This is a genomic window from Blastococcus sp. SYSU DS0510 (genome assembly GCF_054050835.1).
Genome location: NZ_JBJHAC010000002.1, coordinates 240,651 through 265,558, shown reverse-complemented (window position 1 = coordinate 265,558; position 24,908 = coordinate 240,651). Strand labels below are relative to the sequence as shown.

The 24,908-nt window shown below is 74.6% G+C and carries 19 protein-coding genes and 1 riboswitch; of the genes, 9 read left to right on the top strand and 10 right to left on the bottom strand.

Translation table 11 applies throughout. The features are described 5' to 3' along the window. Window positions 1-92: 92 nt before the first annotated feature. The gene (locus ACI79P_RS02845) at window positions 93-914 is read right to left on the bottom strand and encodes an HAD family hydrolase (protein WP_456579526.1); all 822 of its coding nucleotides are present in this window, start codon (window positions 912-914) and stop codon (window positions 93-95) included. A 102-nt stretch (window positions 915-1,016) separates the two neighbouring features. Next, a riboswitch (SAM riboswitch) is annotated at window positions 1,017-1,151 on the top strand. 12 nt (window positions 1,152-1,163) lie between these two features. On the opposite strand from ACI79P_RS02845, the gene thrC reads away from it, so the two are divergent. The 3 genes from thrC (at window position 1,164) to groL (ending at window position 4,702) form a co-directional block, all read left to right on the top strand. Next, window positions 1,164-2,465, top strand: a complete 1,302-nt coding sequence (gene thrC / locus ACI79P_RS02840; RefSeq protein ID WP_456579525.1) for a threonine synthase — start codon at window positions 1,164-1,166, stop codon at window positions 2,463-2,465. A 173-nt stretch (window positions 2,466-2,638) separates the two neighbouring features. Beyond that, entirely contained in the window at window positions 2,639-2,839 is a 201-nt protein-coding gene (locus tag ACI79P_RS02835; RefSeq protein WP_089306482.1) for a cold-shock protein, read from the top strand. A gap of 237 nt (window positions 2,840-3,076) precedes the next feature. Continuing rightward, window positions 3,077-4,702 carry a chaperonin GroEL gene (groL, locus tag ACI79P_RS02830; protein ID WP_456579524.1) on the top strand — a complete coding sequence of 542 codons (1,626 nt, stop codon included), beginning with the start codon at window positions 3,077-3,079 and terminating at the stop codon, window positions 4,700-4,702. Window positions 4,703-5,050: 348 nt separating this feature from the next. Here the strand turns inward: groL and ACI79P_RS02825 are convergent, their stop codons facing one another. Continuing rightward, the gene (locus ACI79P_RS02825; RefSeq protein ID WP_456579523.1) at window positions 5,051-7,126 is read right to left on the bottom strand and encodes a fibronectin type III domain-containing protein; all 2,076 of its coding nucleotides are present in this window, start codon (window positions 7,124-7,126) and stop codon (window positions 5,051-5,053) included. A 294-nt stretch (window positions 7,127-7,420) separates the two neighbouring features. Next, a complete protein-coding gene (locus ACI79P_RS02820) occupies window positions 7,421-9,484 on the bottom strand; it encodes a fibronectin type III domain-containing protein (protein WP_456579522.1) in 2,064 nt (687 codons plus the stop codon). Window positions 9,485-9,753: 269 nt separating this feature from the next. On the opposite strand from ACI79P_RS02820, the gene ACI79P_RS02815 reads away from it, so the two are divergent. Next, window positions 9,754-10,551, top strand: coding sequence for a DUF72 domain-containing protein (locus tag ACI79P_RS02815; protein WP_456579521.1), 798 nt, complete (start codon window positions 9,754-9,756; stop codon window positions 10,549-10,551). A gap of 7 nt (window positions 10,552-10,558) precedes the next feature. On the opposite strand, the gene ACI79P_RS02810 is transcribed toward ACI79P_RS02815, so the two are convergent. From ACI79P_RS02810 to ACI79P_RS02800, 3 genes are all read right to left on the bottom strand, one after another. Next, entirely contained in the window at window positions 10,559-11,200 is a 642-nt protein-coding gene (locus ACI79P_RS02810; protein WP_456579520.1) for a hypothetical protein, read from the bottom strand. Window positions 11,201-11,303: 103 nt separating this feature from the next. After that, window positions 11,304-12,131: an SDR family oxidoreductase gene (locus tag ACI79P_RS02805; protein WP_456579519.1), complete on the bottom strand. Its 828-nt coding sequence runs from the start codon at window positions 12,129-12,131 to the stop codon at window positions 11,304-11,306. 5 nt (window positions 12,132-12,136) lie between these two features. Then, entirely contained in the window at window positions 12,137-13,132 is a 996-nt protein-coding gene (locus ACI79P_RS02800; protein WP_456579518.1) for a Gfo/Idh/MocA family protein, read from the bottom strand. Between the two features lie 38 nt (window positions 13,133-13,170). On the opposite strand from ACI79P_RS02800, the gene ACI79P_RS02795 reads away from it, so the two are divergent. Continuing rightward, entirely contained in the window at window positions 13,171-13,446 is a 276-nt protein-coding gene (locus ACI79P_RS02795) for a DUF4031 domain-containing protein (protein ID WP_456579517.1), read from the top strand. Here ACI79P_RS02795 and ACI79P_RS02790 read toward each other — a convergent pair. Further along, complete coding sequence (locus tag ACI79P_RS02790) at window positions 13,412-14,044, bottom strand: HD domain-containing protein (RefSeq protein WP_456579516.1); 633 nt, start codon at window positions 14,042-14,044, stop codon at window positions 13,412-13,414. The genes ACI79P_RS02795 and ACI79P_RS02790 overlap by 35 nt on opposite strands. Further along, window positions 14,041-15,306 carry an ArgE/DapE family deacylase gene (locus tag ACI79P_RS02785; protein ID WP_456579515.1) on the bottom strand — a complete coding sequence of 422 codons (1,266 nt, stop codon included), beginning with the start codon at window positions 15,304-15,306 and terminating at the stop codon, window positions 14,041-14,043. Before ACI79P_RS02785 ends, ACI79P_RS02790 begins: the two co-directional genes overlap by 4 nt. A 50-nt stretch (window positions 15,307-15,356) precedes the next feature. Here ACI79P_RS02785 and ACI79P_RS02780 point away from each other — a divergent pair, with 50 nt between their 5' ends. Next, window positions 15,357-16,076 (top strand): LURP-one-related/scramblase family protein, encoded by a 720-nt coding sequence (locus ACI79P_RS02780; RefSeq protein WP_456579514.1) that lies wholly within the window; start codon window positions 15,357-15,359, stop codon window positions 16,074-16,076. Between the two features lie 345 nt (window positions 16,077-16,421). Here the strand turns inward: ACI79P_RS02780 and ACI79P_RS02775 are convergent, their stop codons facing one another. Beyond that, on the bottom strand, window positions 16,422-16,667 hold the full coding sequence (locus tag ACI79P_RS02775; protein WP_456579513.1) for a DUF6458 family protein: 246 nt from the start codon (window positions 16,665-16,667) through the stop codon (window positions 16,422-16,424). A gap of 422 nt (window positions 16,668-17,089) precedes the next feature. Here ACI79P_RS02775 and ACI79P_RS02770 point away from each other — a divergent pair, with 422 nt between their 5' ends. Then, entirely contained in the window at window positions 17,090-20,080 is a 2,991-nt protein-coding gene (locus ACI79P_RS02770) for a helix-turn-helix transcriptional regulator (protein WP_456579512.1), read from the top strand. A gap of 108 nt (window positions 20,081-20,188) precedes the next feature. Here the strand turns inward: ACI79P_RS02770 and ACI79P_RS02765 are convergent, their stop codons facing one another. After that, the gene (locus ACI79P_RS02765; RefSeq protein WP_456579511.1) at window positions 20,189-21,964 is read right to left on the bottom strand and encodes a DEAD/DEAH box helicase; all 1,776 of its coding nucleotides are present in this window, start codon (window positions 21,962-21,964) and stop codon (window positions 20,189-20,191) included. 238 nt (window positions 21,965-22,202) lie between these two features. On the opposite strand from ACI79P_RS02765, the gene ACI79P_RS02760 reads away from it, so the two are divergent. Continuing rightward, window positions 22,203-22,739 carry an N-acetyltransferase family protein gene (locus ACI79P_RS02760; RefSeq protein WP_456579510.1) on the top strand — a complete coding sequence of 179 codons (537 nt, stop codon included), beginning with the start codon at window positions 22,203-22,205 and terminating at the stop codon, window positions 22,737-22,739. A gap of 105 nt (window positions 22,740-22,844) precedes the next feature. Further along, on the top strand, window positions 22,845-24,896 hold the full coding sequence (locus ACI79P_RS02755; protein WP_456579509.1) for a DUF222 domain-containing protein: 2,052 nt from the start codon (window positions 22,845-22,847) through the stop codon (window positions 24,894-24,896). The last annotated feature ends 12 nt before the right edge of the window (window positions 24,897-24,908 follow it).

The window sequence follows — 24,908 nt, the reverse complement described above, 5'->3', positions numbered from 1 at the left end:
GGCACCGCGGCCAGGTGCCGTCCCGGCCGGCGTGGAGCCGCTGCGTCGCGCCTGCGGGGACCCCTCCGGGGCCCACTCGGCACGACGAGGCGTCACAGGCTCTGCCGCACGGCCTGGGCCCAGCCCTCGCCCATCGCGGCTGCGGTGACCGAGGCGTTCGGGACGGCGGCCAGCGCGTCTGCCATGCCGTCGGCGGCGGCGCCGTTCGCGGTGATCCACAACCGGCCCACCGCGGGCGCCATCTCCAGGTCGCTGACGCTGTCCCCGATGGCCACGGCGTCGGCGGGGGAGAGGCCGCGCCGCTCCAGGTCCCAGGCGATCGCCGCGCCCTTGGAGATGCCGCGCGGCATCAGGTGGTAGACCCGCGGGGGCCCGGCGTCGGCATCCAGCCCCATCCAGGAGGCCCGCTGGATCGCGCCGTTGTCCTTGAGCGTCAGCCAGCCCGCCCCCCGCTCGGCCAGCCAGGCGTCGACGGCGAGCGGGTCCAGCCGGCCGCGCAGGAGCGCGTCCGCGGCGTGGGTGGCGTGCCACGGCGCGTGCCACTCGATCCGGCCGGGGTGCTCGGCGAACAGGTCCTCGACGATCCCGAGCTCGGCCATGACCTCCATCGGCGTCCGGTCGCCGTACTGCGGGGGCAGCGCGCCGCGGAGCCGGTGCGTGTTCCGGCCCGAGCCCCAGCCGATGGTGGCGCCCAGTTCGGCGATCGCGCCGTCGGCCGCGAAGATGCGCGCGGCCTCCACCACCTGCTCGTAGGTGCGGCCGCTGACCAGCACCAACGCCACCCCGGCGCGGTGCAGCTCGAGCAGCGCGCCGGCCGGCCCGTCGGTCAGCTCCCGCCCCTCCGTGTGCCAGAAGGAGCCCCGCGGCCCCACCATCGTGCCGTCGAGGTCGGTGTAGACGACGCGCGCGCTCACCAGGCCATCCTGTCCGGCCGTCGGGCGCCGTCCGCCACGGGGTCCGTGCGCCGGAGCCGCTCCGGTTCTGCACCAGGGGTGGGAGGTAGAGTCCACGCCGTTCACTCATCCAGAGGGGCAGAGGGACACGGCCCGATGAAGCCCCGGCAACCGCCGCCTGCAGCGCTCCGCGCGACGGGCGGGAGGTGCCAATTCCGTCCCGCGCGGCTCGACGGCCCGCAGCGGGGAAGATGAGGAGGTAGTCGTCGCATGACCCTCACCGCTCCCGGTTCCGCCCAGGCCGACTCCAGCGCAGGCGGCCCGGTGCCGCCCTGTCCGGCCCGCGGGCTGGTCTGCCGCAACTGCGGCGCCACGTTCGGCCTCATCGCCCAGCACGCCTGCGCCGAGTGCTTCGGCCCGCTGGAGGTCGACTACGACCCCGAGCTGATGAAGGCCGTCACCCGCGAGCAGATCGAGGCCGGGCCGCAGAACATCTGGCGCTACGTGGCCCTGCTCCCGGTGGGCCAGCACCCGGCCGACCGGGTCACGCTCGACCCCGGCATGACCCCGCTGGTCCGCGCCGACCGGCTCGCCGCCGAGCTCGGGCTCACCGGCGGCCTCTGGGTGAAGGACGACTCCGCCAACCCCACCCACTCCTTCAAGGACCGCGTGGTCAGCCTGGCCGCGACCGCCGCCAAGGGGCTGGGCTACACGAAGATCGCCGCCGCCTCCACCGGCAACCTGGCCAACTCGGTGGCCGCGCACGCCGCCCGCGTCGGCCTGCCGTCGTTCGTCTTCATCCCGAGCGACCTCGAGCCCGGCAAGGTGGTCCAGTCCGCGGTCTACGGCCAGACGCTGGTCGCCGTCGACGGCTCCTACGACGACGTCAACCGGCTGACCAGCGAGCTCGGCGAGACGGACGAGTTCGAGGACACCGCGTTCGTCAACCAGAACGTCCGGCCCTACTACGCCGAGGGCTCCAAGACGATGGGCTACGAGATCGCCGAGCAGCTCGGCTGGCGCATCCCCGCCCAGGTCGTCATCCCCATGGCGTCCGGCTCGCTGCTGACCAAGGTCGACAAGGCCTTCCGCGAGCTGACCGCGGCCGGCATCGTCGAGGCCTCCGAGTGGACGATCTTCGGCGCCCAGTCGGCCGGGTGCGACCCGATCGCCACCGCGTTCGACAACGGGTGGGACGTCGTCAAGCCGGTGAAGCCGACCGGGATCGCCAAATCCCTGAACATCGGCAACCCCGCCGACGGCCCCTACGCCCTGGACGCCATCCGGCGCACCGGGGGTGCGGTGGCCCGCGTCGGTGACGACGAGATCGTGCAGGGCATCCGAGACCTCGCCCGCACCACCGGCGTCTTCGCCGAGACCGCCGGCGGCGTGACCGTCGCGGTCCTGCGCAAGCTCGTCGAGGGCGGGCAGCTCGACCCGGCCAAGGAGACCGTCGTCCTCAACACCGGCGAGGGGCTCAAGACCCTCGACCCGCTCGAGCCGGTCGTCGGCCCTACCCACCGGGTGGAGCCGTCGTTGAAGTCGGTGCGGGCCGCCGGCCTCATCGGCTGATCCGCGTCGCCCGATCCGGCAACACAGCGGCGGAGAACCACGTGCACCCGGTGGGTGCTGATGTACCTTCTCGCGCGGTTCCAGTTCCATGTTCGTGATATGCGGGCGGAAGAGCTAGGCCCGGTCCCCCGATCCAGAGGGGCCGTCCGCACGCACGAAACGTGGGAGCACACGTGGCACAGGGCACCGTGAAGTGGTTCAACGCCGAGAAGGGCTTCGGCTTCATCGCCGTCGACGGCGGCCAGGACGTCTTCGTCCACTACTCGGCCATCCAGATGGACGGGTACAAGAGCCTCGACGAGGGGCAGCGCGTCGAGTTCGAGGTCGTCCAGGGCTCGAAGGGTCCGCAGGCCGACGCCGTCCGCAGCGCCTGAGACACCCACAGCACCGGAGGCCCGGTCCCCCTCGAGGGGGCCGGGCCTCCGTCCGTCCTTGCACCCGCCGGGGTCGAGTGCCAGACTCGGTTCTGGCACTCGTACCCTTTGAGTGCCAATCAGGTCGGAACGGTGAGGCACCGGTCGGTGGACCGAAGGAGCGTCCACGCCACTGGTGTCGTCCGTCGCGGGCACCAACCGGCCGTGCAGCGATCCACGCTCGGAGGACATCACCACATGGCCAAGATGATCGCGTTCAACGAAGAGGCACGCCGCGGCCTCGAGCGAGGGATGAACACCCTCGCCGACGCCGTCAAGGTGACGCTCGGCCCCCGTGGCCGGAACGTCGTCCTGGAGAAGAAGTGGGGCGCGCCCACCATCACCAACGATGGTGTGAGCATCGCCAAGGAGATCGAGCTCGAGGACCCCTGGGAGAAGATCGGGGCCGAGCTCGTCAAGGAGGTCGCCAAGAAGACCGACGACGTCGCGGGTGACGGCACCACCACCGCCACCGTGCTGGCCCAGGCGCTCGTCCGCGAGGGTCTGCGCAACGTCGCCGCCGGCGCCAACCCGATGGCCCTGAAGAAGGGCATCGAGGCCGCCGTCGCCTCGGTCAGCGAGTACCTCCTCGCCACCGCCAAGGACGTCGAGACCAAGGAGCAGATCGCCGCGACCGCGTCGATCTCCGCCGCCGACCCCGCCATCGGTGAGCTCATCGCCGAGGCGATGGACAAGGTCGGCAAGGAAGGTGTCATCACCGTCGAGGAGAGCAACACCTTCGGCCTCGAGCTCGAGCTCACCGAGGGCATGCGCTTCGACAAGGGCTACATCTCCCCCTACTTCGTCACCGACGCCGAGCGCATGGAGGCCGTCCTCGACGACCCGTACGTGCTCGTCGTCAACTCGAAGATCAGCTCGGTCAAGGACCTGCTCCCGCTGCTGGAGAAGGTCATGCAGTCGGGCAAGCCGCTGGCCATCATCTCCGAGGACGTCGAGGGCGAGGCCCTCGCGACCCTGGTCGTGAACAAGATCCGTGGCACCTTCAAGTCCGTCGCCGTCAAGGCCCCGGGCTTCGGTGACCGCCGCAAGGCCATGCTCGGCGACATCGCCATCCTCACCGGTGGCCAGGTCATCAGCGAGGAGGTCGGCCTCAAGCTCGACACCGCCGGCCTCGAGCTGCTGGGCCGCGCCCGCAAGGTCGTCGTCACCAAGGACGAGACGACGATCGTCGAGGGTGCCGGGGACACCGACCAGATCGCCGGCCGGGTCAACCAGATCCGCAGCGAGATCGAGCGGTCGGACTCCGACTACGACCGGGAGAAGCTGCAGGAGCGCCTGGCCAAGCTGGCCGGTGGCGTCGCCGTCATCAAGGCCGGCGCCGCGACCGAGGTCGAGCTCAAGGAGCGCAAGCACCGCATCGAGGACGCGGTGCGCAACGCCAAGGCCGCCGTCGAGGAGGGCATCGTCGCCGGTGGTGGCGTCGCCCTCGCGCAGGCCACGGCCGTCGCGTTCGACAAGCTCGAGCTCGAGGGTGACGAGGCGACCGGTGCCAACATCGTGCGCGTCGCGCTCGAGGCGCCGCTGAAGCAGATCGCGATCAACGCCGGCCTCGAGGGTGGCGTCGTCGCGGAGAAGGTCCGCAACTCGGAGACCGGCTGGGGCCTCAACGCCGCCACCGGCGAGTACGTGGACCTGGTCGCCGCCGGGATCATCGACCCCGCCAAGGTGACCCGCTCGGCGCTGCAGAACGCCGCCTCCATCGCGGCGCTCTTCCTCACCACCGAGGCCGTCATCGCCGACAAGCCGGAGAAGAACGCTCCGGCCATGCCGAACAGCGATGGCATGGGCGGCATGGACTTCTAAGAGGACCTCGTCCTCCTCACCCCTCGCACGCTCGGGGTGAGCCTCTGGACGAGGCCGTTCCATGGCCTCACCAGCAGGGGCGGTCCCGCTTCGGCGGGGCCGCCCCTGTCGCCGTCTCCAGCCCTTCCGCCCGGAGCCCGACTTCCCGGAAGAAGCGCCCTGCGCGGACTTCCAGGCCCCCGTCTCCCGGAAGAAGGGGGCCCGACCGGCCCGTGCTGGCGGCGCGAGGTGCGGCGGATCGGGGTGTGCAGGCGTCGGCAGAGCCCGATGTGGCGCACCTGGAGCCGGGGTCCACACAGGCCGAGGGCCCGCCACCGGCTGGTGACGGGCCCTCGGTTGGTGGAGCGGTCAGCGCACCTCGACCGGGAAGGGTCCGGAGACCCCACCCTCACTCGACTTCACCCAGATCTCGGTGGGTGCGGTCGTGGGAGCCGGGTCGACGGTGATGGCCCAGGCTCCGGAGGCCTCCGGAGCCTCGATCGGACCGACGACACCGGTCGGGTACCCGGCGATCGGGTTGAGGGCCGGCCCGGTGCCCGCGGTGTTGGTGCGGTGCACCGTGATCGTCGCCCCGGGCACGGTGCCCGAGCCGTCGATCCGGAACTCGTCGCCGGTCCGGAACTGCGCCAGCCCGATGGCGATGTCGTCACCCACGACCCGGTGGCTGACCGGCGCCGCCAAGGTGCTGTACGGCGTCGTGGCCCCCGTCCGGGACTGCACCCGGAACTGGTACCGCTCGCCGTCCGCGCTCTTGGCCAGGCCGGTGACGTCCGCCGTGGTGCCGGTGACGATGGTGTCGTGCTCGGGCATCAACGTGACCGTGGCTGCCGCCGTGGCCGTCGGGTCGGTGCGCAAGAACACCCGGACCCGGTAGGACACCGCGTCTGGCACGGGATTCCACCCGAGGCTGACCCGGCCCTGCGGCGCGGCCGGATCCGGCCCGGCGCCACCGGTGCTGGTGATCGCCAGTCCGGTCGGCGTGGCCGCCGTGGCGACCGGCTGGGGGGACACGACGCCGGAGGCGTGCGTGGCGTTCCCCGCGGCGTCGATCACCGCGATGGCGACGGGAGTGTTGTCGGCCGTGATCGAAATCGGCTGCGTGTAGAGCACCGCGGTGGTCGATGGCACGTTGCCCTCAGGCTCCGTGGTGACCGCGGAGCCGTCGACGGTGTAGTAGATCGTGCCCTCGTCGGCGGAGAGGGTCAGGGTCCGGTTGGGCGCGACCACCGCGGTGGTCCCGGTAAGCACCGGATCGGTGGTCAGCACGGGGTCGGTGGTGTCCGGCGCGCCGTCCTCACCGGGCGGCGTGATCGTCCCGGCGAGGGCGAACGGAGCCCCCATGTCGCTGCCGACCATCGAGCGGACCTCGATGGAGTACAACGAGCCGCTCGTCAGACCGTCCACGACGACCTGGGTGGCATCCGCGCCCACCCGGTAGCCCTCCTGGCGCTTGGTGGTCTCGTCGATGGCGGTGACGCTGTAGCCGGTCACCGCGTCGCCGCCCGCGACCGGGGTGGCCGCCGCCCAGGTGACCGTGGCGGAGGTCCCGTCGGCGTTCCAGACGGCGGAGTACTCGCTGACGGGCGGCCGCGCGCCGTCCGGGCCGGCGGGGCAGCCGGGAGCGCCGCCGCTGGCCAGTCCGTACTCGGCCAGGGTCAGGCCGAGCTGCTGCTCGACCGTGGTGGCGTCGGCCATCCAGCTCAGGGCCACGGCCTGGCCCTCGTACACCAGCTGCTGGTCCGACGCGGACATGTCGGCGAAGGTCACGGAGAACACGCCGTTCTCCGCGGTACCCGAGACCGTGTAGCCGGTGGGCGCCTCGTCCGGGACCTCGTTCGGGCTCCAGCCGATGGCCCGCTCGCCGATGGCGCCCTCGTCGCGCATGGTCGGGTTGACGACCTCGACGGCGAAGCGGTCGAGGCTGACATCGCTGCCGTAGGTGCCGTTGTAGGTGACGGAGTTGACGTTGCCCTCGGCCGGCTCGCTGGCGACCACCTCGGTGATCTCTGCCGAGCTGACCTGCATGCCGTCCACCAGGGGCGATGCGCTGAACGACAGCGACACCTCGTCACCGGCCTGCAGGTCGGGCGTGACGTCGGTGAAGCAGCTGGCCGAGTCGTGGTTCCACTCCCGGAAGCCCGTGGCGTCGACCTCGCCGGAGGCAGTCCCGACGACCTGGCCGCCGCGCCGGACGGTGATGTTCGCGGTCTGGCCGGCCTGGGCTGTGTAGCCCTCGATGGCGATCATGTCGCGGTCGGGGAACACCTCGATGTTGCCCGGTCCGGCTGGCGGGGTGCCGGCGCTCGCCACGCCCGAGAGGGTCGCGAGGACGCCCGCGGCCGTGACGACGGCGAGGCCGCCCGCCATCGTGCCGCGGCGGGTCCTGGTCGTGGGATGGAGGGCTCCGGTCGTGGGGGCGGTCACCGGTCCGTGCCGTCCCCTGCGACCACGCCCGGTGGTCGGTCCTGTCCTGTTCATGGCTGTCTCCGCAGTGAGCCGTGGTCGCCTCGGTCGAGGGAACGTGCTCACCGTGGTTCAGCCGGAGGGGCTGAGGCAGCCGAGGGGTGGGGGGCCGTGCACCCCCCAAAAGGAGGCATCCCGCCCGATCACCCGGAGGAGCGCGGACGCCGACGTGCCGAGGGCCCGCCACCGGAACGGTGACGGGCCCTCGGCGTCCGGTCGTGGCGGCGAATGCGGTCGCCGCCACGACCGTGGTGGTCAGCGGCGCTCCATCGGCACCCCCGTCAGGCTCCCGCCGGACGACGAGGTGACCGTGAGCGTCGCCCCCGGCGTGGCCTGCGGGCCGTTGCGGGTGCTGACCGACCACGCCCCGTCGTCGGTGACCGCGACGTTCTGGGCCACGAGCTGGCCGGTGCTGAGCCGGATGGTCACGGTGTTGACGGTCGTGTCCTGAGCCGTGCCGGTGATCCGGTACTCGTTGCGGTCGTCCCGGAACTGGGCCCTGCCGACGGTCAGCACGTCGTTCGGCACCACCGTCCCGGGGTGGCCGTCGGCGAAGGTCGCCGCCGGGCCCCTCGACTCGCCGGCCACGGCGACGACGTCGAGCCGGTAGGTGGTCCCGTTGGCCAGGCCCGAGATGGTCCCCGTGGTGACGGCGCCGACCGAGGCCGTCACCGGCTCGCCCGTGGCAGTTCCGGTGCTGTCGACCGGGGTGGCCGAGAGCTCGTAGCCGGTCACCGGGCTGGCGGAGTTCCCCGGGGTGGCTGCCAACCACTCCATCGTCACCCGCTCGTGGCCCGAGATGACCCGGCTCACCGTGGTCGAGCTCGGCGCTGCCGTGCTGAGCGTGGTGGCCTGGACGGGGCCGGCCGCTGCACTGGTGCCGATGCTGTTGGTGGCCGTGACGGTGATGTCGTACACGGTCCCCGACGCCAACCCGGTGAGCGTCGCACTGGTCGCGGGCGCCGTCACCGGCAGGGTCACCGGCTCGCCGGAAGCTGCCGTGGCGGTGACGGTGTAGCTGGTCACCGCGTCCTCCGCCGGAGATGCGGCCCAGGTGACGGTCACGCTGTCGAGGCCGGTGCCTTCGGCTGCGAGCCCGGTCGGCGCCGCCGGGGCGGTGGTCGGCTCCGTCGGGGTCGTCGGGTCGGTCGGCGTGGTCGTGCCGCCACCGGAGCCGACCACGATCGAGCCCACCGACTGTGCCGCCGACCAGCGGCCGTTGTACGCCTCGATCATGATCTCGTACGAGGCGCCGGCCTCCAGGCCGTCGAGGGACACGGCGGTGCCGGCGGTCCGTTCCGCGACCTCCTGCTCGAGGTGCGCGCCGCCGATCGCGGCCACCCGGTAGCCGGTGACCTCAGGCGCGTCGGCAGGCTGCGCCGCCGGCTCCCAGGTGACGCCCACCGAGGTGGAACCCGTGGCCGAGGACAGCTGAGCCGTGGTCGGGGCCGTCGGCACCTGACCGTCGGGGCTCGGCGGGCAGCCGCCCATCCCCGGCCCGGGGATCTCCTCGAACTCGTTCTGGGTGAGGCCGAGGGCGAGTTCACCCGACTCCGCCATCCACGAGGCGGCGACGTGGTCGCCCGCGAAGGTCCGGTCGTAGTCGGCCTTCGTGTAGAGCGTGTAGGTGCCCGACCAGGTGCCGGTCGCCGGGTCGATCGTGGCCGTGGCGTCCCACAGGCCTGGCTCGCCGTTGGGGTGCTCGGCGTCCGGGACGAGCGTGATGCCCATCGCTCGGGCGTCCACCAGCCCCGGGTCCTCGCCGGGCGGCGTCTTGTCGTCCTTGTTGTCCGGGTTGACGGTCTCGATCACGAACCGAGCCGGATCGAACCACGGGTCGGCGGGGTCGTACGTCCCGTTGATCGTGACCGTCCCGGTGCCGCGCACGCGGGTCTCCGGATCGCCCTCGACCACCTCGCCGGACGCGACGAAGTTGCTGCCGACGACGGAGGTCACCGTGGGCGACATCGTGACGGCGGAGTCCGTGAACAGCGCCCCGCTGAACGAGACCTTGACCTCGTCGCCGGGCTTGATGTTGGGGGTGACCCCGATCCAGCACTCACCGCCGGGGTGGTTGAACTCCAGGAAGCCGGTGTCGTCGATCGTCCCCCGGCCGATGCCGACGATCTCGCTCCCGCGGATGACCTCGACCGTGGCCTCCTGGCCGGCCTGGGCGGCGTAGCCCTCGAGGGCCACCATGCTGCGCTTGTTGAAGATCTCGATGTTGCCGGGGCCGGCCGGGGGTGTGCCCGCCTCGGCCACGGCGGCGAACGTGATGATGGCGCTCGTGGCCAGGGCCGCGCTGAGCCCTCCGGCCATGAGGCGCTTGCGGCTCGATCGTGGGGCAGGGGGGACCACGGCGCGGTGCGCACCCCCGCGACCACCTCTCGGGGTCGTTGCTGTACTGGTCATGTCCAACTCCGCGGTTCCCGCCGTGCCCACCCCGTCGTGGGCCAGGTCTGGTACGCCAAACGGTTGTCCGTGACCGGACACCCCGGCAGCCGAGCAGAGGGGTGCGGCCGTCCCCCAATACGGGGGGCGCGGGGGGTCGCCGCGTCAGCCACCGCGGTACGGGGTAGCGGCCGGGGATGGCGGTGATCATCGGGACGTCGGGGTGGCAGTACCGCGACTGGCGCGGGGCCTTCTACCCGCAGAAGCTGCCGCAGCGGTTGTGGCTGGAGCACTACGTCGAGCACTTCGCCACCGTTGAGAGCAACGCCGCCTTCTACCGGCTGCCGGAGCTCGAGACGTTCCAGAAGTGGCGCGCGCGCACCCCGCCGGACTTCCGGTGGGCGGTCAAGGCCAGCCGGTTCCTCACCCACATCAAGCGGCTGCGCGAGCCCCAGGAGCCGGTCGCCCGCCTGATGAGCCGCGCCGAGGGGCTCGCGGACAAGCTGGACACGGTCCTGCTGCAGCTCCCACCCACGCTCAAGGCCGACCCCGAGCTGCTGCGGGAGTGCCTGGCGCAGTTCCCGGCCGGCACCCGCGTGGCGGTGGAGCCGCGGCACGAGACGTGGTGGACCGACGAGGTCCGGGGGCTGCTGGAGCGCTACGGGGCGGCGCTGTGCTGGGCCGATCGCGACGAGCAGCCCGTGGCCCCGCTCTGGCGGACCGCCGACTGGGGTTACCTGCGGCTGCACCACGGGTTCGAGGGCTGGGGGTACCGCCCGGAGACGCTGCAGCTGTGGGCCGACCGGCTGGCCGCGGCGTACGGCGAGAGCGACGTCCTCGTCTACTTCAACAACGACCCGGGCTGCAACGCGGTGATCGACGCGGTGCGTTTCGCCGACGCCGTGCGCCGGGCCGGGTCGGCACCCACCCGGGTGCCGACCCCAGCCCAGGCGACCGGGCTGGCGTGGGAGCCCGAGCAGCAGGTTCCCGTCTGACCGGAGGTCAGTTCCCGCCGCGGCCCTGGTTCGCCCGGCCCTGGCCGGCGGGCTGGCCGGTGCTCTTCCCGACGGTCTCCGCGACCGGCTCCTCGACCGGGGTGGCGGCGTCGCGGGCGGCCTTCGCGGCGTCGGGAGCGGCCTCGTCCGCGGCCCGGGCCGCCTCGCGGGCGGCCTTCTCGGCGTCGTGGGTCGCCTGGCGGGCCTGGGCCGCGGCCAGCGCGCCCTGGGCGTGCTCGTCGGCGTGCGCGATGGCGTTGTCCAGGCCGCGGAGCCCGGCGTCCTCGCCGGCGCCCTCCTCCTCGACGACGTCGCCCTGGGTGGGTTGCTCCTCGACGGGCTCCTCCCCGAGGACGGGCTCCGCCTCGACAGGCTCCACGGGGGCGGTCTCCTCCTCGGCGTCCACCTCGTCGGGGTTGGTCCCCTCGTCGGTCGCCGTCACCTCGTCCTCCGAGCCGGAGAACTCGAACGGCGTCACCGTCTCGACCGTGCTGGCGACGGCGTCCTGCACCGGCGTGGGCAGGGCGCCGACGGCACCCGCGCCGGTGACCCCGGCGGTCGCGATGCCGACGCCGGTCGCCACCTGGGCGACCGTGCTGGCGCCGGCGAACTTCGCCGCCAGCGCGGCCAGACCTTCGAGCAGAGCCATGGATGTCGATCCCCTCGGGCGGGCGGCCGTCGGTACGGCCGTTCCGGTTCCCATCGGCACGCGCCCGCGGCCCCTGCAGCCGTGCCACCCGGTCGGGGGACGGTCAGCGGCCCGCCGGCACCCGGTCGGCGAGGTGCTCGGCGAACGCGCGCGGTGGCCGGCCGAGCAGCGCGGTCAGCACCCGCGGGCTGCCGGTGAAGCCGTGCGCCCGGTACCAGTCGAACATCGTGGTGCGGCACCGGCCGGCGTAGGTCCCGTCGTCCTCGGTGCGGACGTCGACGGCGGTGACCGGCCGCCCGGAGCGGGCGGCGAGCAGCGTGGCGACGTCGGGGGCGGTGAGCGCCTCGGGGCCCACTGCCTCGAAGGTGCCGCTGTCCAGCCCGTCCTCGGTGAGCAGCACGGCAGCCGCGTCGGCCACGTCGCGCAGGTCGACGAACGACTGCGCCCGCTCCAGGCCCCACGGGCTGCGCAGCTCGCCGGTCGCGACGGCGGTGGTGAGCGCGCCGTCGAGGTTGTCGGCGTAGGCGCAGGGCTGCAGCACCCGCCACCGCGCGGGCGTGCCGGCGACGGCGCCGTCGAGCGACTCCTCGACGCGGTCCTTGGCCGCGTGGTGCGGCATGGCGCGGGCCTGGGGGCGGAGCACCGAGTGGTAGACGAGCCGGGGGATCCCCGCGCGCGCGGCGGCGGTCAGCACGGCGGGCGCGCCGGTCGCCTCCGCCGGGTCGAAGTTCGGCCAGATCAGGTAGAGGGCGTCGGCGCCGGCGAGGGCGGGGGACAGGTCGCCGGTGAGGTCGCCGACGACCACCTCGGCGCCCAGGCCGTCCAGCTGCGGCCGCGGCTTCCGCGAGGGCACCACCGCCCGGACCCGCTCGCCGTGGGCGAGGAGCGCCCGGACGACGGCGGTGCCGGTGGCCCCGCCGGCGGCGGTCACGACGATCACAGGACGTCGACCGCCTCCGCGTGCCGCACCCCGAGCTGGTCGGCGGCCTGCCCGAGCACGTCCTGCACCACGAGCGTGTCCGCCAGCGGCATCACGGCGCTCTCCGTCCCGCCGGCGCGCAGGCACTCGGTGACCTCGATCAGCTCGTGCGCGTACCCGGCGCCGGTCTGCGGGCGGGTGATCTCCTCGGGATCGGCCCCGGCGCGGTGCAGCACGATCGTCTGCGGGTGGTGGAAGCGGGGGACGACGTCGATCCACCCCGTCGTCCCGACCACGCGAGCGGCGCCCGGCAGGGCGTACTTCAGCGACGTGGTGAGCGCGGCGTTCCGGCCGTCGTCCCAGCCGAGCAGGATCGCGGCCTCCGCGTCGGCGCCGGAGGGGAAGAGCGAGCCGGTGGCGACGACGCGGTCGGGGGAGCCGAGCAGCATCTGGGCGAAGTTCACGACGTAGACGCCGAGGTCGAGCAGGGCGCCGCCGCCGAGCTGGAGCGCGAACAGCCGGTCCACGGGGTCGTACTCGCGGGCGACGCCGAGGTCGGCCTGCACCGAGCGCACCTCGCCGATGGCACCGTCGGCCACCAGCTCGTTCAGCGCGACGACGGCCGGCTGGAACCGGGTCCACATCGCCTCCATGACGAAGGTGCCGGTCTCGCGGGCCAGATCCACGACCTCGGTGGCGCCGGCAGTGGTGGCGGTGAACGCCTTCTCCACGAGCAGCGCCTTGCCGGCGCGCAGCGCGGCCAGCGCGAACTGGTGGTGCTGCGGGTGCGGGGTGGCCACGTACACGACGTCGACGTCCGGGTCGGTGAGGATGTCGGCGTAGGAGCCGTACGCGCGCTCCAGGCCGTGACGGGCGGCGAACCCGTCGGCGCGCTCCTGCGACCGGGAGGCGACGGCCACGGCGCGGGCGCCGTCGACGACCGCGAAGTCCTCGACCACCTTCTCGGCGATCCGGCCCGGCCCGACGATGCCCCAACGAATCTCTCCGGTCACCAGGCAGACGCTAGTCGCGGCCCGGCACACTGCTCCCCGTGGCCGTGCTGATCGACAGCCCCGTGTGGCCCTGGCGCGGGCGGATGTGGTCCCACCTGGTCAGCGACGTCTCCTACGAGGAGCTTCACGCCTTCGTCGCCACCGAGCTCGGCATCCCGCGGCGGGCGTTCCAGGGGGACCACTACGACGTGCCGGCGGACCTCTACGACATCGCCGTCGCCGCGGGGGCCCTGCCGGTGGGCTCCCGGGAGCTGCTGGCGCGCCTGCTCGCCGCGGGCCTCAGGCTCCGGAAGCGCGCGCCCGCAGCAGGGTGAGCTCGGCGGTCAGGTTGGCCCGGGCGACCGGCTCCCACTCCTCGGCGGCGGGCAGCCGGTAGAGGCGGGGCAGCTCCAGCAGCCGTTCCAGGACGGCGATCCGCCCGGCGGTGAACTCCCCGTCGGAGAGGTGCCCGTACTCGGCCCGGACCGCCGAGGCGTACCCCGCGTAGGCGGCCGGCGGTGCCGCGAGCACCGCCAGGTCGGCGTCGCAGAGCGCGGCCCCGTTGGCGTCGCCGGGCTCGGGGTCGTGCCCGGCGGTGAGCAGGACCAGCCGGGCCACCTCCTCCGCACGCTCCTCGGGCACCAGCCCGCGCAGCCCGGCCCGTGCGCGCTCGGCGCTGACCTGCTCGTTGTCCGGGCGCAGCGGGTCGTAGACGACGTCGTGGTACCAGGCGGCCAGGGCGACGGCGTCCGGGTCGGGGACGCCGGCGGAGAGCCGCTCCACGAGCCCGAGGACGGCCGCCAGGTGCGCGAGGTCGTGGTAGCGGCGGTGCGGCTCGCTCCATGCGGCGACGACCGCGGCCCACTCGGTGCGCGAGATGGGGGAGTCCCCGGCCAGCGCGGCCCAGGCCTCGAACCCGACCGGGCCGCTCACCGGACCCCGCAGGTGCGCAGCGCCAGCAGCGCGAAGGCGCGGGCGGCGGTGACGAGCTCGGCGACCGGCACCTGCTCCTGCGGGCCGTGGGCCAGGTGCAGGTCGCCCGGGCCGTAGTGCAGCGTCGGGATCCCTGCGGCGGCGTAGAGGCGCAGGTCGGTGCCCGCGGGGAGGGCGCGCTCGACCGGTGGCGGCCCGCCGGCGTCGACGACCGCAGCCCGCACCGCGGGCAGCAGCGGGTGCCCGGCCGGCAGCTCCCCGCTGGCGAACGCCCCGCCGACCCAGGTGAGCCGCACCGGGTGCTCGGCCAGCCACGGGTGCGTCGCCGAGATCTCCGCCAGCCGGGTCTCCAGCGCCGCGCGCGCCGCCTCGACCGGCTCGCCGATGCGCACCCCGTACCGTCCCTCGGCCACCAGCCGGTCGGGCACCGAGCTCGCCCAGTCGCCGGCCCGCACCCGCCCGACGGAGATGCCGTAGGGGAACCGGGCGTCGCCGAAGCGGGGGTCGGCACCCCGCTGGCGCTCGGCCTCGAAGGCGAGCAGCGCGGCGTGCACGTGCGCGAACAGCTCGACGGCGCTCACCCCGCGGTCGCGCATGGCGGCGTGCGCGGCGCGGCCGCTGATCTCCAGCCGGAACGTGAGCGCGCCGGCGTGCGCGGTGACCACGGCCTGCGCGGTGGGCTCGGGGATCACGCACAGCTCGCCGGTGTGGCCGCGCCGCAGTGCGGCCCAGGCGCCCAGGCCGCCGTCCTCCTCGCCGACGACGCCGTGCAGGGCGAGCGGGCGGGCCAGGCGCACCCCCGCCGTCCGCAGGGCGTGCACCGCGGCGAGGGTGGCGACGACGCCGGCCTTCATGTCGCATGCGCCGCGGCCGTGCACCGCGCCATCGGCGAAGCGGGGGACGAAGGGGTCGCCGGACCACCGGTCGAGGTCGCCGGGCGGGACGACGTCGGTGTGCCCGGAGAGCACCAGCGCCGGGGTGCCCTCGCCGCCGACGGTGCCGACGACGCCCCACGCCTCGGTGCGCACCACCTCCTGGCCGGGGGCGTCGGCGGCGGCCGCCGCCTCGGCCAGGTCGACGGGCCAGCAGTCGACGTCGCAGCCGAGCTCGTCCAGCCACCCGGCGAGCAGGTGCTGCACCTCGCTCTCCGCCGCGCTGCCCCCGACGGAGGGGACGGCGATCATCGCCGCCAGCCGGTCCACGGCCCACCGCTCGTCGACGGCGGAGAGGACGCGGGCCTCCACGTCGGTCAGGTCGGCCACGGTCGGAGTCTGGCACGGGGCAGCAGGGGACCGGCGCTAGCGTGACGGCCGTGACGCAGCCCCCGCCGCCGCCCGGCTGGTATCCCGATCCCGCCGGCGGCGGAGGCACCCGGTGGTGGGGCGGGCAGGGGTGGACCGAGCACGCCCGGCAGGCGGCGCCCCCGGCCGCGGGCCCGTCGCTCTACGACCAGCCGGTGCTGCTGGTGAACCAGAAGACGAAGCTGATCGAGCTCACCAACGAGTACGCCGTGCTCGACGGGAGCGGGCAGCAGATCGGCGCCGTCGTCCAGGTGGGGCAGAGCTCGCTCAAGAAGGCGGTGCGGCTGGTCTCCAACCTCGACCAGTTCCTCACCCACCGGCTCGAGGTCCGCGACGCGCGCGGGCCGGTGCTGGTGCTCACCCGGCCGGCGAAGTTCGTGAGGTCGCGGGTGGTCGTGGAGCGGCCCGACGGCGCCCCGGTCGGCGAGATCGTGCAGGCGAACGTCTTCGGGAAGATCCGCTTCGACCTGGTCGCCGGTGGGCAGCCGGTCGGCGCCATCCAGGCGGAGAACTGGCGGGCCTGGGACTTCGCGATCACCGACGCGGCCGGCGTCGAGGTCGCCCGGATCACCAAGAAGTGGGAGGGCCTGGCACGGACGATGTTCACCACGGCCGACCGCTACGTCGTCCTCGTGCGCTACCGGCTGCCCGAGCCGCTGGCCAGCATGGTGATCGCCTCCGCGCTGACCGTGGACACCGCGCTGAAGCAGGACGAACGCGGCTTCAACTGATCTGCGACGCTCCGTGTCGCACCGCGGCCAGGTGCCGTCCCGACCTGCGCGGACCCCTCCGGGGCCCACTCGGAACGACCCGACCGACCGTGTCCACGGCCACGTCCTGCGACATGACGCCGGTCCGTCCGGCGCGTACGGTGGATCCCGTCCGGACCGGGTGCATCGTGCCCCCGGGTGCCATTTGGTTACGCCTTCACGGACTACCGCCCCGACCTCGGTCGGGGGCCTGGAGCCGTGTTGTGCTTTTCGCCGCGAGGCGGCCGTCATCCGGTCCGGACCTCGACGCACGAGAGCCCCCGTCCTCCGGGCGGGGGCTCTCGCGTCTTCGCCGAGCGGCTCGGCTCAGTAGGACTCCTCCGTGGTGCTCCGGCGCACCGGGGCGCCGCCCGGGTCGCCGTAGGCGTCGGTGCGGGTGACCCGGCGCTGGCGTGGGCCCCAGACGGCCAGCTCCAGGACGATGCCCAGCGCACCGGCGATCATCAGGATCCAGCCGACGACCTGCAGGTCGACGCCGCTGACGTCCACGCGCAGGGCGAAGGTGAGGATCGCGCCGAGCGCGAGCAGCACGATGGCGGTTCCGAGTCGCATGACGAACTCCTCCGGTGGCGGCCGGCGGAGCGCCGGCCTGCGGCGCTCGCCGCGGGGGCGACGGTTCCCGCGCGCCGGGCGGTGAACCGCTCCTGCGCCCGATGTCACCCCGACGGGTGGGTCTGAGGCCCCCTTAGGCGGGGCCCGGTACCGGGGACGGCGTGGTCGCCCGATGTCGCGGGTCCCCCCTCAGCACGACCGTTCTCCTCGTCCGAACCGATGAGAGGAACGACCATGACGTACCCCAACCCCGGACTCGAGGCCGAGCTCGCCTACCGCCGCGAGGTCCTCCAGGAGCTCGGTCGCGGCACGCGGACCCGGCGGGGTCCGTGGCTCCGCAGGCCCCGGCGTTCGCGCTGAGCACACCCCGGCCGGGTGGCGCCAGGCCCGATCGGTCACCCCCGCGTGCCACGATCCCTGCCGTGTCTCGCTGGGACGACGCCCCGCTCGTGGGCCGGGCCGAGGAGCTCGCCCACCTGCTCGCGCAGGTGGAGCGGGCCGTCGCCGGGCGGGCGTGCGCCACCCTGCTCGCCGGCGACGCCGGCGTCGGCAAGACCCGGCTGCTCGACGAGCTGAGCCGGCGAGCGACCGAACGGGGGCTGCGGGTGCTCACCGGGCACTGCGTCGACCTCGGCGACGTCGGGCTGCCCTACCTGCCCTTCGTCGACCTGCTGCGCCCGGTGGCGGCCGACCCGGACCTGGCGCCGGCGTCCCGCGAGAACCCGGTGCTCGCCGGTCTGATCGCAGGCCGCCCCGGTGCGGTCGTGCCGGTGCGGCCCCCGGCGGACGGCCAGGACCTCGGCAGCCCGCTCCCGCACCGGGCGGCTCCGCAGCCGGTCGAGGACGGCCGCCTGCAGCTGTTCGAGTCGGTGGCGGGCCTTCTGTGCGAGCTGGCGGCGGCCGGCCCGCTGCTGGTGCTGCTCGAGGACGTGCACTGGGCCGACCGGTCCAGCCGCGACCTCCTGCGCTACCTGCTGGCCCGGCTGTCCGACGAGCCGATCGCCGTCGTCGCCTCCTACCGCGCCGACGACCTGCACCGCCGGCACCCGCTCCGCCCGTTGCTGGCCGAGCTCGTCCGGCTGCCGGGCGTCGAGCGCCTCGACCTCGCCCCGCTGCCCGACCAGGCGCTTGGGCAGCTGGTGCGTGACCTGGCACTCCGCACCGGTGGGCTCCCCGACGACGCGATCGACGACGTCGTCGCCCGCGCGGAGGGCAACGCCTTCTACGCCGAGGAGCTGCTGGCCGCGGGGCTGCACGGCGAGGGGCTCCCGCTCGCGCTGGCCGACGTCCTGCTGGCCCGGGTGGAGCAGCGCTCCCCGGCCGTCCAGCAGGTGCTGCGGGTGGCCGCTGTGGCGGGGCGCCGGGTGCGCCACGAGCTGGTCGCGGCGATCGGTGAGCTGCCGCCGGACGAGCTGGAGCGGGCGTTCGCCGAGGCGGTGCACCACCACCTGCTCGTCGTCTCCGACGACGGTCGCTACCGCTTCCGGCACGCACTGCTCCGCGAGGCCGTGCTGGCGGACCTCCTCCCGGGCGAACGGGTGCGGCTGCACGCGGCGATCGCCGGCTACCTGGACGCGCACCCCGACGCCGGCACCGCCGCGGAGCGGGCCCACCACGCCCGGGAGAGCAACGACCTCGCCGGTGCGTTCGCCGCCTCGCTGGAGGCTGCTGTGCACGCGTGCCGCGTGGGCGCCCCCGCCGAGCAGCTGCAGCACCTCGAGGCTGCGCTCGCGCTCTGGTCGGCCGTGCCGGATGCGGGCGAGCGGGCCGGCCGGGACCAGGCGGCGCTGCTGGCCGAGACGGCGGCCGCCGCGCGCACCGTGGGGGAGCTCCACCGCGCCGTGGCCCTGCTCCGCTCAGCTCTGGAGGTGCTCGGCCCGGACGGCGACCCGGCCAGGCGCGCCCGGGTGCACTACACGCTCGCCCAGGCCATGGTGCGCGTCGAGGACGTCACCGGTGCGCACCGGGAGAGCGCCGCGGCCATGGCGCTCGTGCCCGCGCAGCCGCCGTCGGAGGAGCGCACGTGGGCGGCGGCCACGTTCGCACGGTTGAGCTACAGCAAGGGCGACCTGGCGGAGGCGGAGGCGGCGGCCGAGGAGGCGCTGGCCGCGGCCGACGTGCTGGGCCTGGAGGGTGCCTGGTCCGACATCGCGGTGACCCAGGTGCGCGCGCTGCCCGGAGCCGACCCCGTGGCGGTCCGGGCCCGGCTGGACGAGGCGCTGGCACGGGCCCGGCGGTCCGGAGACGTGGACGTCGAGATGCGGGTGCTGTTCAACCTCGCCACGGTGTCGTTCGAGGCCGGCCGCATCGGCGAGGCGCTGGAGTGGACCCGGTGCGGCACGCGGCGGGCGGGCGACCTCGGCATCGAGTGGTCGTACTACCCGGCCGAGCTCCGGCACCTGCAGGTGACGGCCCTCTACATGACCGGGGAGTGGGACGCGAGCCTGGCGGAGGCCGACCTGCTGGCCCGGGTGCCGGAGATGGCCGCGCACGTGCGCGCCGCCGGGCTCCTCGTCCTCGTCGGGCGGGGGGAGCCGGCCGCGCGCGAGCGCGTCGACTGGGCCCGCGGGCTCATCCCGCGCCTCGGCGCGCACGTGCTCCTCGACCTCGTCACGGCCGGTTCCGAGATCGATCTGGCGGCGTGGCAGGGCGACGCCCGGACGGCCGTCGACGTCGCCCTGGCCGCCAGTGGGCGGCTGCAGCGTGCGTGGACCGACCACCTGGGCGTCCTGCGGCTGGCCGGCACGGCGCTCGCTGCCGTCGCCGACGCCGCAGCCGCGGCCCGGAGGGCCGGGGACGTGGCGGAGGAGTCCCGGTGGGCCGAGGTCGGTGGGGAGCTGGTCGACGTCGCCGGTTCGGCGGTCGAGATCTACCGGCGGTGGTGGGGCGACACGATGGGCGTCGAGGCGAGGGCCTGGCAGGCCCGGGTGGCGGCCGAGGCGGCCCGGCTGCGCGGGGACGCCGCACCGGAGCTGTGGCGCGCGGCGGTCGAGGCGTTCGGGTTCGGGCACGTCTACGAGGAGGCGCGGTCCCGCCGGCGGCTCGCCGAGGCGCTCCTGGCCACCGGCGACCGGGCCGGCGCGGGGGAGCAGGCACGGGCCGCGCACGAGGTCGCCGTCCGGCTGGGGGCACGGCCGCTGCGGGAGGCGGTCGAGGCGCTGGCACGCCGCGGCAGGCTCGACGTCGCCGGCATCCGGGCGGTCGACGTCTCCGCCGTCCTCACCCCGCGGGAGGCGGAGGTGCTGCGGCTGCTGGCCCTCGGGCGCACCAACCGGCAGATCGGCGCGGAGCTCTACATCAGCGAGAAGACCGCCAGCGTCCACGTGAGCAACATCCTGGCCAAGTTCGGCGCGGGCGGCCGCACCGAGGCCGTCGCCATCGCCGCGAGCCGGGGCCTGCTACCGACACCGTGATGAATCGCGCCGAGTGGGGCCCGGAGGGCTCCGCGCAGGCGCGATGCAGCGGCTCAGTGCGTCAGGGGGACGGCACCTGGCCGCGGTGCGGTCCGGAGGATCGCAGTGTCACAGCATCGTGCGGAGGCGCTCGCGGCGGGCACGGAGGACGTCGACCGACGCCGACGCCGACGGCGGGCCGGGCACCGACTGGCGGAGCTGCGTGTGCACCACGGCCTGCGGCTGCGAGGTGCGCGCCGCCACCCGGTTGACCAGCCGGTTGATCTCCCGCCGCAGCTCCGCGGCATCGCGCCACGAGCGGCCGGCGTCGTCCTCGTCCGGGTGGTCCTCGACGACCATGAAGTCGTCGGCGTCGTCCCGGTGGCTCTGGGCGATGCGCAGCCGCAGCTCCTCGTCGCGCTTGGCCAGCAGCGACGCCGTCTGCTCGGGGGTGAGCAGGCCGGGGATGCCGAGGAAGTCCTCCTCCTCGGGGGCCACGACCGTCGCCGGGCGGCCCTCACCGGTGTGCGCCGTCCCCCCGTGCAGGACGTGCGCGAAGCGGGCGTCGGCCTCCAGGGCCTCCCACTGCTTCATGCCGTCGGGGTCCTTCTCCTTGGGTGGCAGCGGCTCGAGGTCGAGCTCGTCGCCCTGCACCGTCTTCGGCGGCGGCATGACGTGGTTCCGCTGCTCCTCCATCGAGGCGGCCAGCGTCAGCAGCGGGCGGACGGCGGGGAGGAACACCGTGGCCGACTCGTGCGCGGCCCGCGAGCGGACGACGCGGCCGACGGCCTGGGCGAAGAACAGCGGCGTCCGGTAGGAGGTCATCCACGCGAGGACGGCGGCGCGCGGCACGTCCACGCCCTCGGAGATCATCCGGACGCAGACGGCGATCCGCGCCGACCCGGTCGCGAACCGCTCGATCTTCTTCGACGCCTTCGGGTCGTCCGAGAGGATCAGCTCCGGCGCCTTGCCCGTCACCCGGCGCACGATCTTGGCGTAGTCGCGGGCGTCGTCCTGGTCGCTGGCGAGGATCAGCCCGGCGGCGTCGGGCATGCCGCCCTCCTCGCGCAGGTGCGTGATCCGGTCGTCCATCGCGGCGATGACGTGCGGCACCCACTGGCCCTTCGGGTCCAGGGCGGTGCGCCATGCCTGCATCTCCACCGACTTGGTGCCGGCCTCGCTGAGCGACGCGGCGACGACCTCGCCGGCGGAGTTCCGCCAGCGCGACGTCCCGGTGTAGGCGGCGAAGACCACCGGGCGGACCACGTTGTCGGCGAGCGCCTCCTTGTACCCGTAGGTGTAGTCGGCGCGGCTGACCAGACCGCCCGCCTCGCCCTCGAAGGTGTCCTCCTCGTAGCGGACGAAGGGGATGCGCTCGTCGGGCTTGGTGCGGAACGGCGTCCCGGTGAGGCAGAGCCGGCGCGCGGCCATGCCGTAGGCCTCCTCGACCGCCTCGCCCCAGGAGAGCCCGTCGCCGGCGTGGTGCACCTCGTCGAGGATGACCAGCGACTTGACGGCGGTGGCGCGGGCGGCGTGCAGCATCGGCTTGCCGGCGACCTGCGCGTAGGTGGTGACGTAGCCCTGCGTGCCGGCGCGCACCGGGCCCACGGCGTTGGTCAGGTTCGGGTCGAGGACGATGCCCATCGCGTCGGCCGCCTCGGCCCACTGCAGCCGCAGGTGGTCGGTGGGGGCGACCACGACCACGCGCGCCACCTCCCGCCGCGACAGCAGCCGAGCGGCCAGCGTGAGGGCGAAGGTCGTCTTCCCGGCGCCGGGCGTAGCGGTGACCAGGAAGTCCTTGGGGGAGGCCTCCTCGTACTGGCCGAGGGCGGCCTGCTGCCATGCCCGGAGCGGTCGGCTGGTCGTCTGCGGGGCCCGGGCCGCCGCTGCTGCTGCAGTCGCCATGTCGGGACCCATCTTCGCTGCCGCGCGGACGACACGCCCAACCGGTCTCCTGCCGCGCGCCCCGCCGGGCGGCACGTATGGCCGCGTGCCAACAGGCCTGTGACCTGGCCCTATGTCCATCGTTGCGAGGTCGGTGTGGCGATCGTCATGGCGTGGACGGACCGGCTCGTCACTCCCGTCGGCCCCGGGGATCCCAGGCGTCCCCGGCGGCATCGCGGTCACTTGACAGAGTCCGGCGGTGCGCTGGCTGACCGGTCCCGACCAGGTGACCTCGCGGCTGCGGGCGGAGCTCGTCGCCTGCTGGCGGGACGTCGCCAACGCCGGGGGAGCGGTCGGCTTCGCCCGGCAGGTACCGGTGGACGACGGTGTCGTGGCGCCGGTGGTCGACCGGCTGGTCGCGGGGCTCGACCCGCGGCTGTGCCGGGTCCTCGTCGCCGAGCACGAGGGAGAGGTCGCCGGCTGGCTGGTGCTGACCGGCAACGCCGACCCTGTCGCGGCGCACTGGGCGCGCGTGACGCACGTCCAGACGGCGCTGCCCTCCCGGGGTCGCGGCGTTGGTGGCGCGCTGATGACCGAGGTGGCCCGCGCGGCGCGCGACGACCTCGACCTGGACTCGTTGCGGCTCGAGGTGCGTGGCGGGATGGGGCTGGAGACGTTCTACGCGCGGTACGGCTGGGTGGTCACCGGCTGCTGGCCGGGAGCTCTGCAGGTCGCCCCGGACGACCGCCGCGACGAGGTGCTGATGGGCCTGGACGTGCGGCCGGCCGGCGGCTGATCGGCGAGAACTGTCAGAGGTCGAACGTATGTTCGATGCATGACGGACGGGTGTGCAGCCGACGACGCGCCACCGGCCGGGTGGGCGTCCGGTCCGCTCGGCGCGGTGCAGGCCGCTGACCGGGAGATCGCCCGGCAGACCGCGCTGCGGGCCCGGGCGATCGCCGAGTTCGCCGCGACCCGCCCGGCATCGGTCGACCGGCAGCCCGGCGAGCCGGGCGCCATGAGTGCCGATCGCCGGGCGTCGCGCGCTGAGGTGCTGTCCGGGGTCAGCGAGTGGGCGACGCAGGAGCTCGCCCTCGCCCTGTCCCGCACCTCGCAGTCGGCCGAGGCGCTGCTCACCCGGTCCCTCAGCCTCGTGCACCGCTTGCCAGGGACGCTGGACGCCCTCGAGTCGGGGGCGCTGCACGACGGGCATCTGTGGCCGATGCTCGGCACCGTCGCACCGATCGCCGACGCGGGGATCCGGGCGGAGGTGGAGGCCGAGCTGCTCGCCTGGGCCGCCGGCCGGGTCACCAGCCCGGCGCAGCTGGGTGACAAGGCGCGCCGGGTGGTGCTCCGGCGGGACGCCCGGGACGCCGCCGGCCGGCTGACCCGGGCGCTCCGCGAGCGCGGCGTCTCCGTCCGGCCCGGTGCCACCGACGGGACGGCGGTCCTCAGCGCGCTGCTCTCCGTGCCGGAGGCGCAAGCCCTCCTCGACGCGCTGGGTCGGTACGCCGACGCCCTGGATCCCACGCCCGACGACCGGCGCACCCGCGGGCAGAAGATGGCCGACTGCCTGCTCGATCTGGTGCTGCGGCCGGGGGAGAACGATCTCGCGCCCGTGCAGGCGCAGCTCACCCTGGTGGCCGGGGTGCGCACGATGCTGGGGGGCGACCAGCCGGGGGAGATCAACGGCCATGTCGTACCGGCCGAGATGGTGCGGGCTCTCGCTCGCGCGCTGGGCCTCCTGCCCGACTCTGCGGCACCGGCTGGAGCCGCACGGCCGGTCGACGCGGCGGCACCGGCACCCGCGGAGCCGGACGAGCCCGCGCCGCCGGAGGAGCCCGCGCCGCCGGAGGAGACCGCGCCGCCGGAAAAGACCGCGGAGCCGGACGCGACCTGGTCGCCCGGCACCCGCCCACCGGACGCGTGGGAGGAGGAGACCCTGGCCGACTGGTGGGCCGCCACCGAGGCGCGGGTGCTGGAGGAGTGGGGCGGCGCGGAGGCCCCGCCACCCGAGGAGCAGGTCCGGTTCTGGGAGGAAGCGGCCCGCTGGGAGGCGATGCCGGCCGCGGTGGACCTCCTCCCGTGGCTGGACCCTGATTGGAGCGTGGACGACGGCCCGTGGTCCGAGCCCGGCCCCGAGCGGGGCTCCGGCCCTGCCCCCGCCGGCGCACCGCCGCAAGACCCCCGGCTCACTTCTGCGCTCGCCGACGCCCCTTCGCCTGGGGCCGGTCCTTGGGCGGCCGCCGACCGTGCCGTCGAGGCGGCGGGGGCGGTCCTGCTGGATCTGGAGCGGGCGGTGGCTCGGGCGAGAGGTGCGGTGGCGGCCGCGGAGGTGGCTGACGCGGAGGACGAAGCCGATTGGCGGAGGAGCGAGGGAGGGCGGATCTCCTCGGCCTCTGATGCCCTCACCGCACTCGGAGCCGCGACCCAGGCCCAACGCACCGCGCTCGCGCAGCTGCTGGACCGGACCGGTGGCGGTGGGCTGGTCGACCGCCCGCGGATCGCGGTCGTCGACGAGCTGACGGGTGCGCTGGTGGCGCTCACCGACACGGATGAACTCCGCCGGCGGTCCCGGTGCGAGGCCAGCGCCTGCCGGCAGAACCCGGCCTGCTGCACCCACGACCTGAGCGCCTTCCCGGGCCTCGGCGCTCCGCCGCCGACCGACGGATACCGGCCGGGCGCCCGGCTCGACCGCTTCGTGCGGGCTCGCGACCGCCGGTGCCGGTTCCCCGGCTGCCGCCGGCCGGTACCCAGGAGCGGCGAGCTGGACCACGACCGGCGCTGGCCCGAGGGCGAGACGAGCGCAGAGAACCTCGTCGGCTACTGCACCCCGCACCACCGCGGCAAGCACCAGGCCCCGGGTTGGCGGCACGAGCTGGCCGCCGACGGCACGCTCACCGTGACCACCCCCAGCGGCCTGGTCGCCTCGACGTCCCCACCGCCGTACTGATGCGCCCCGCGA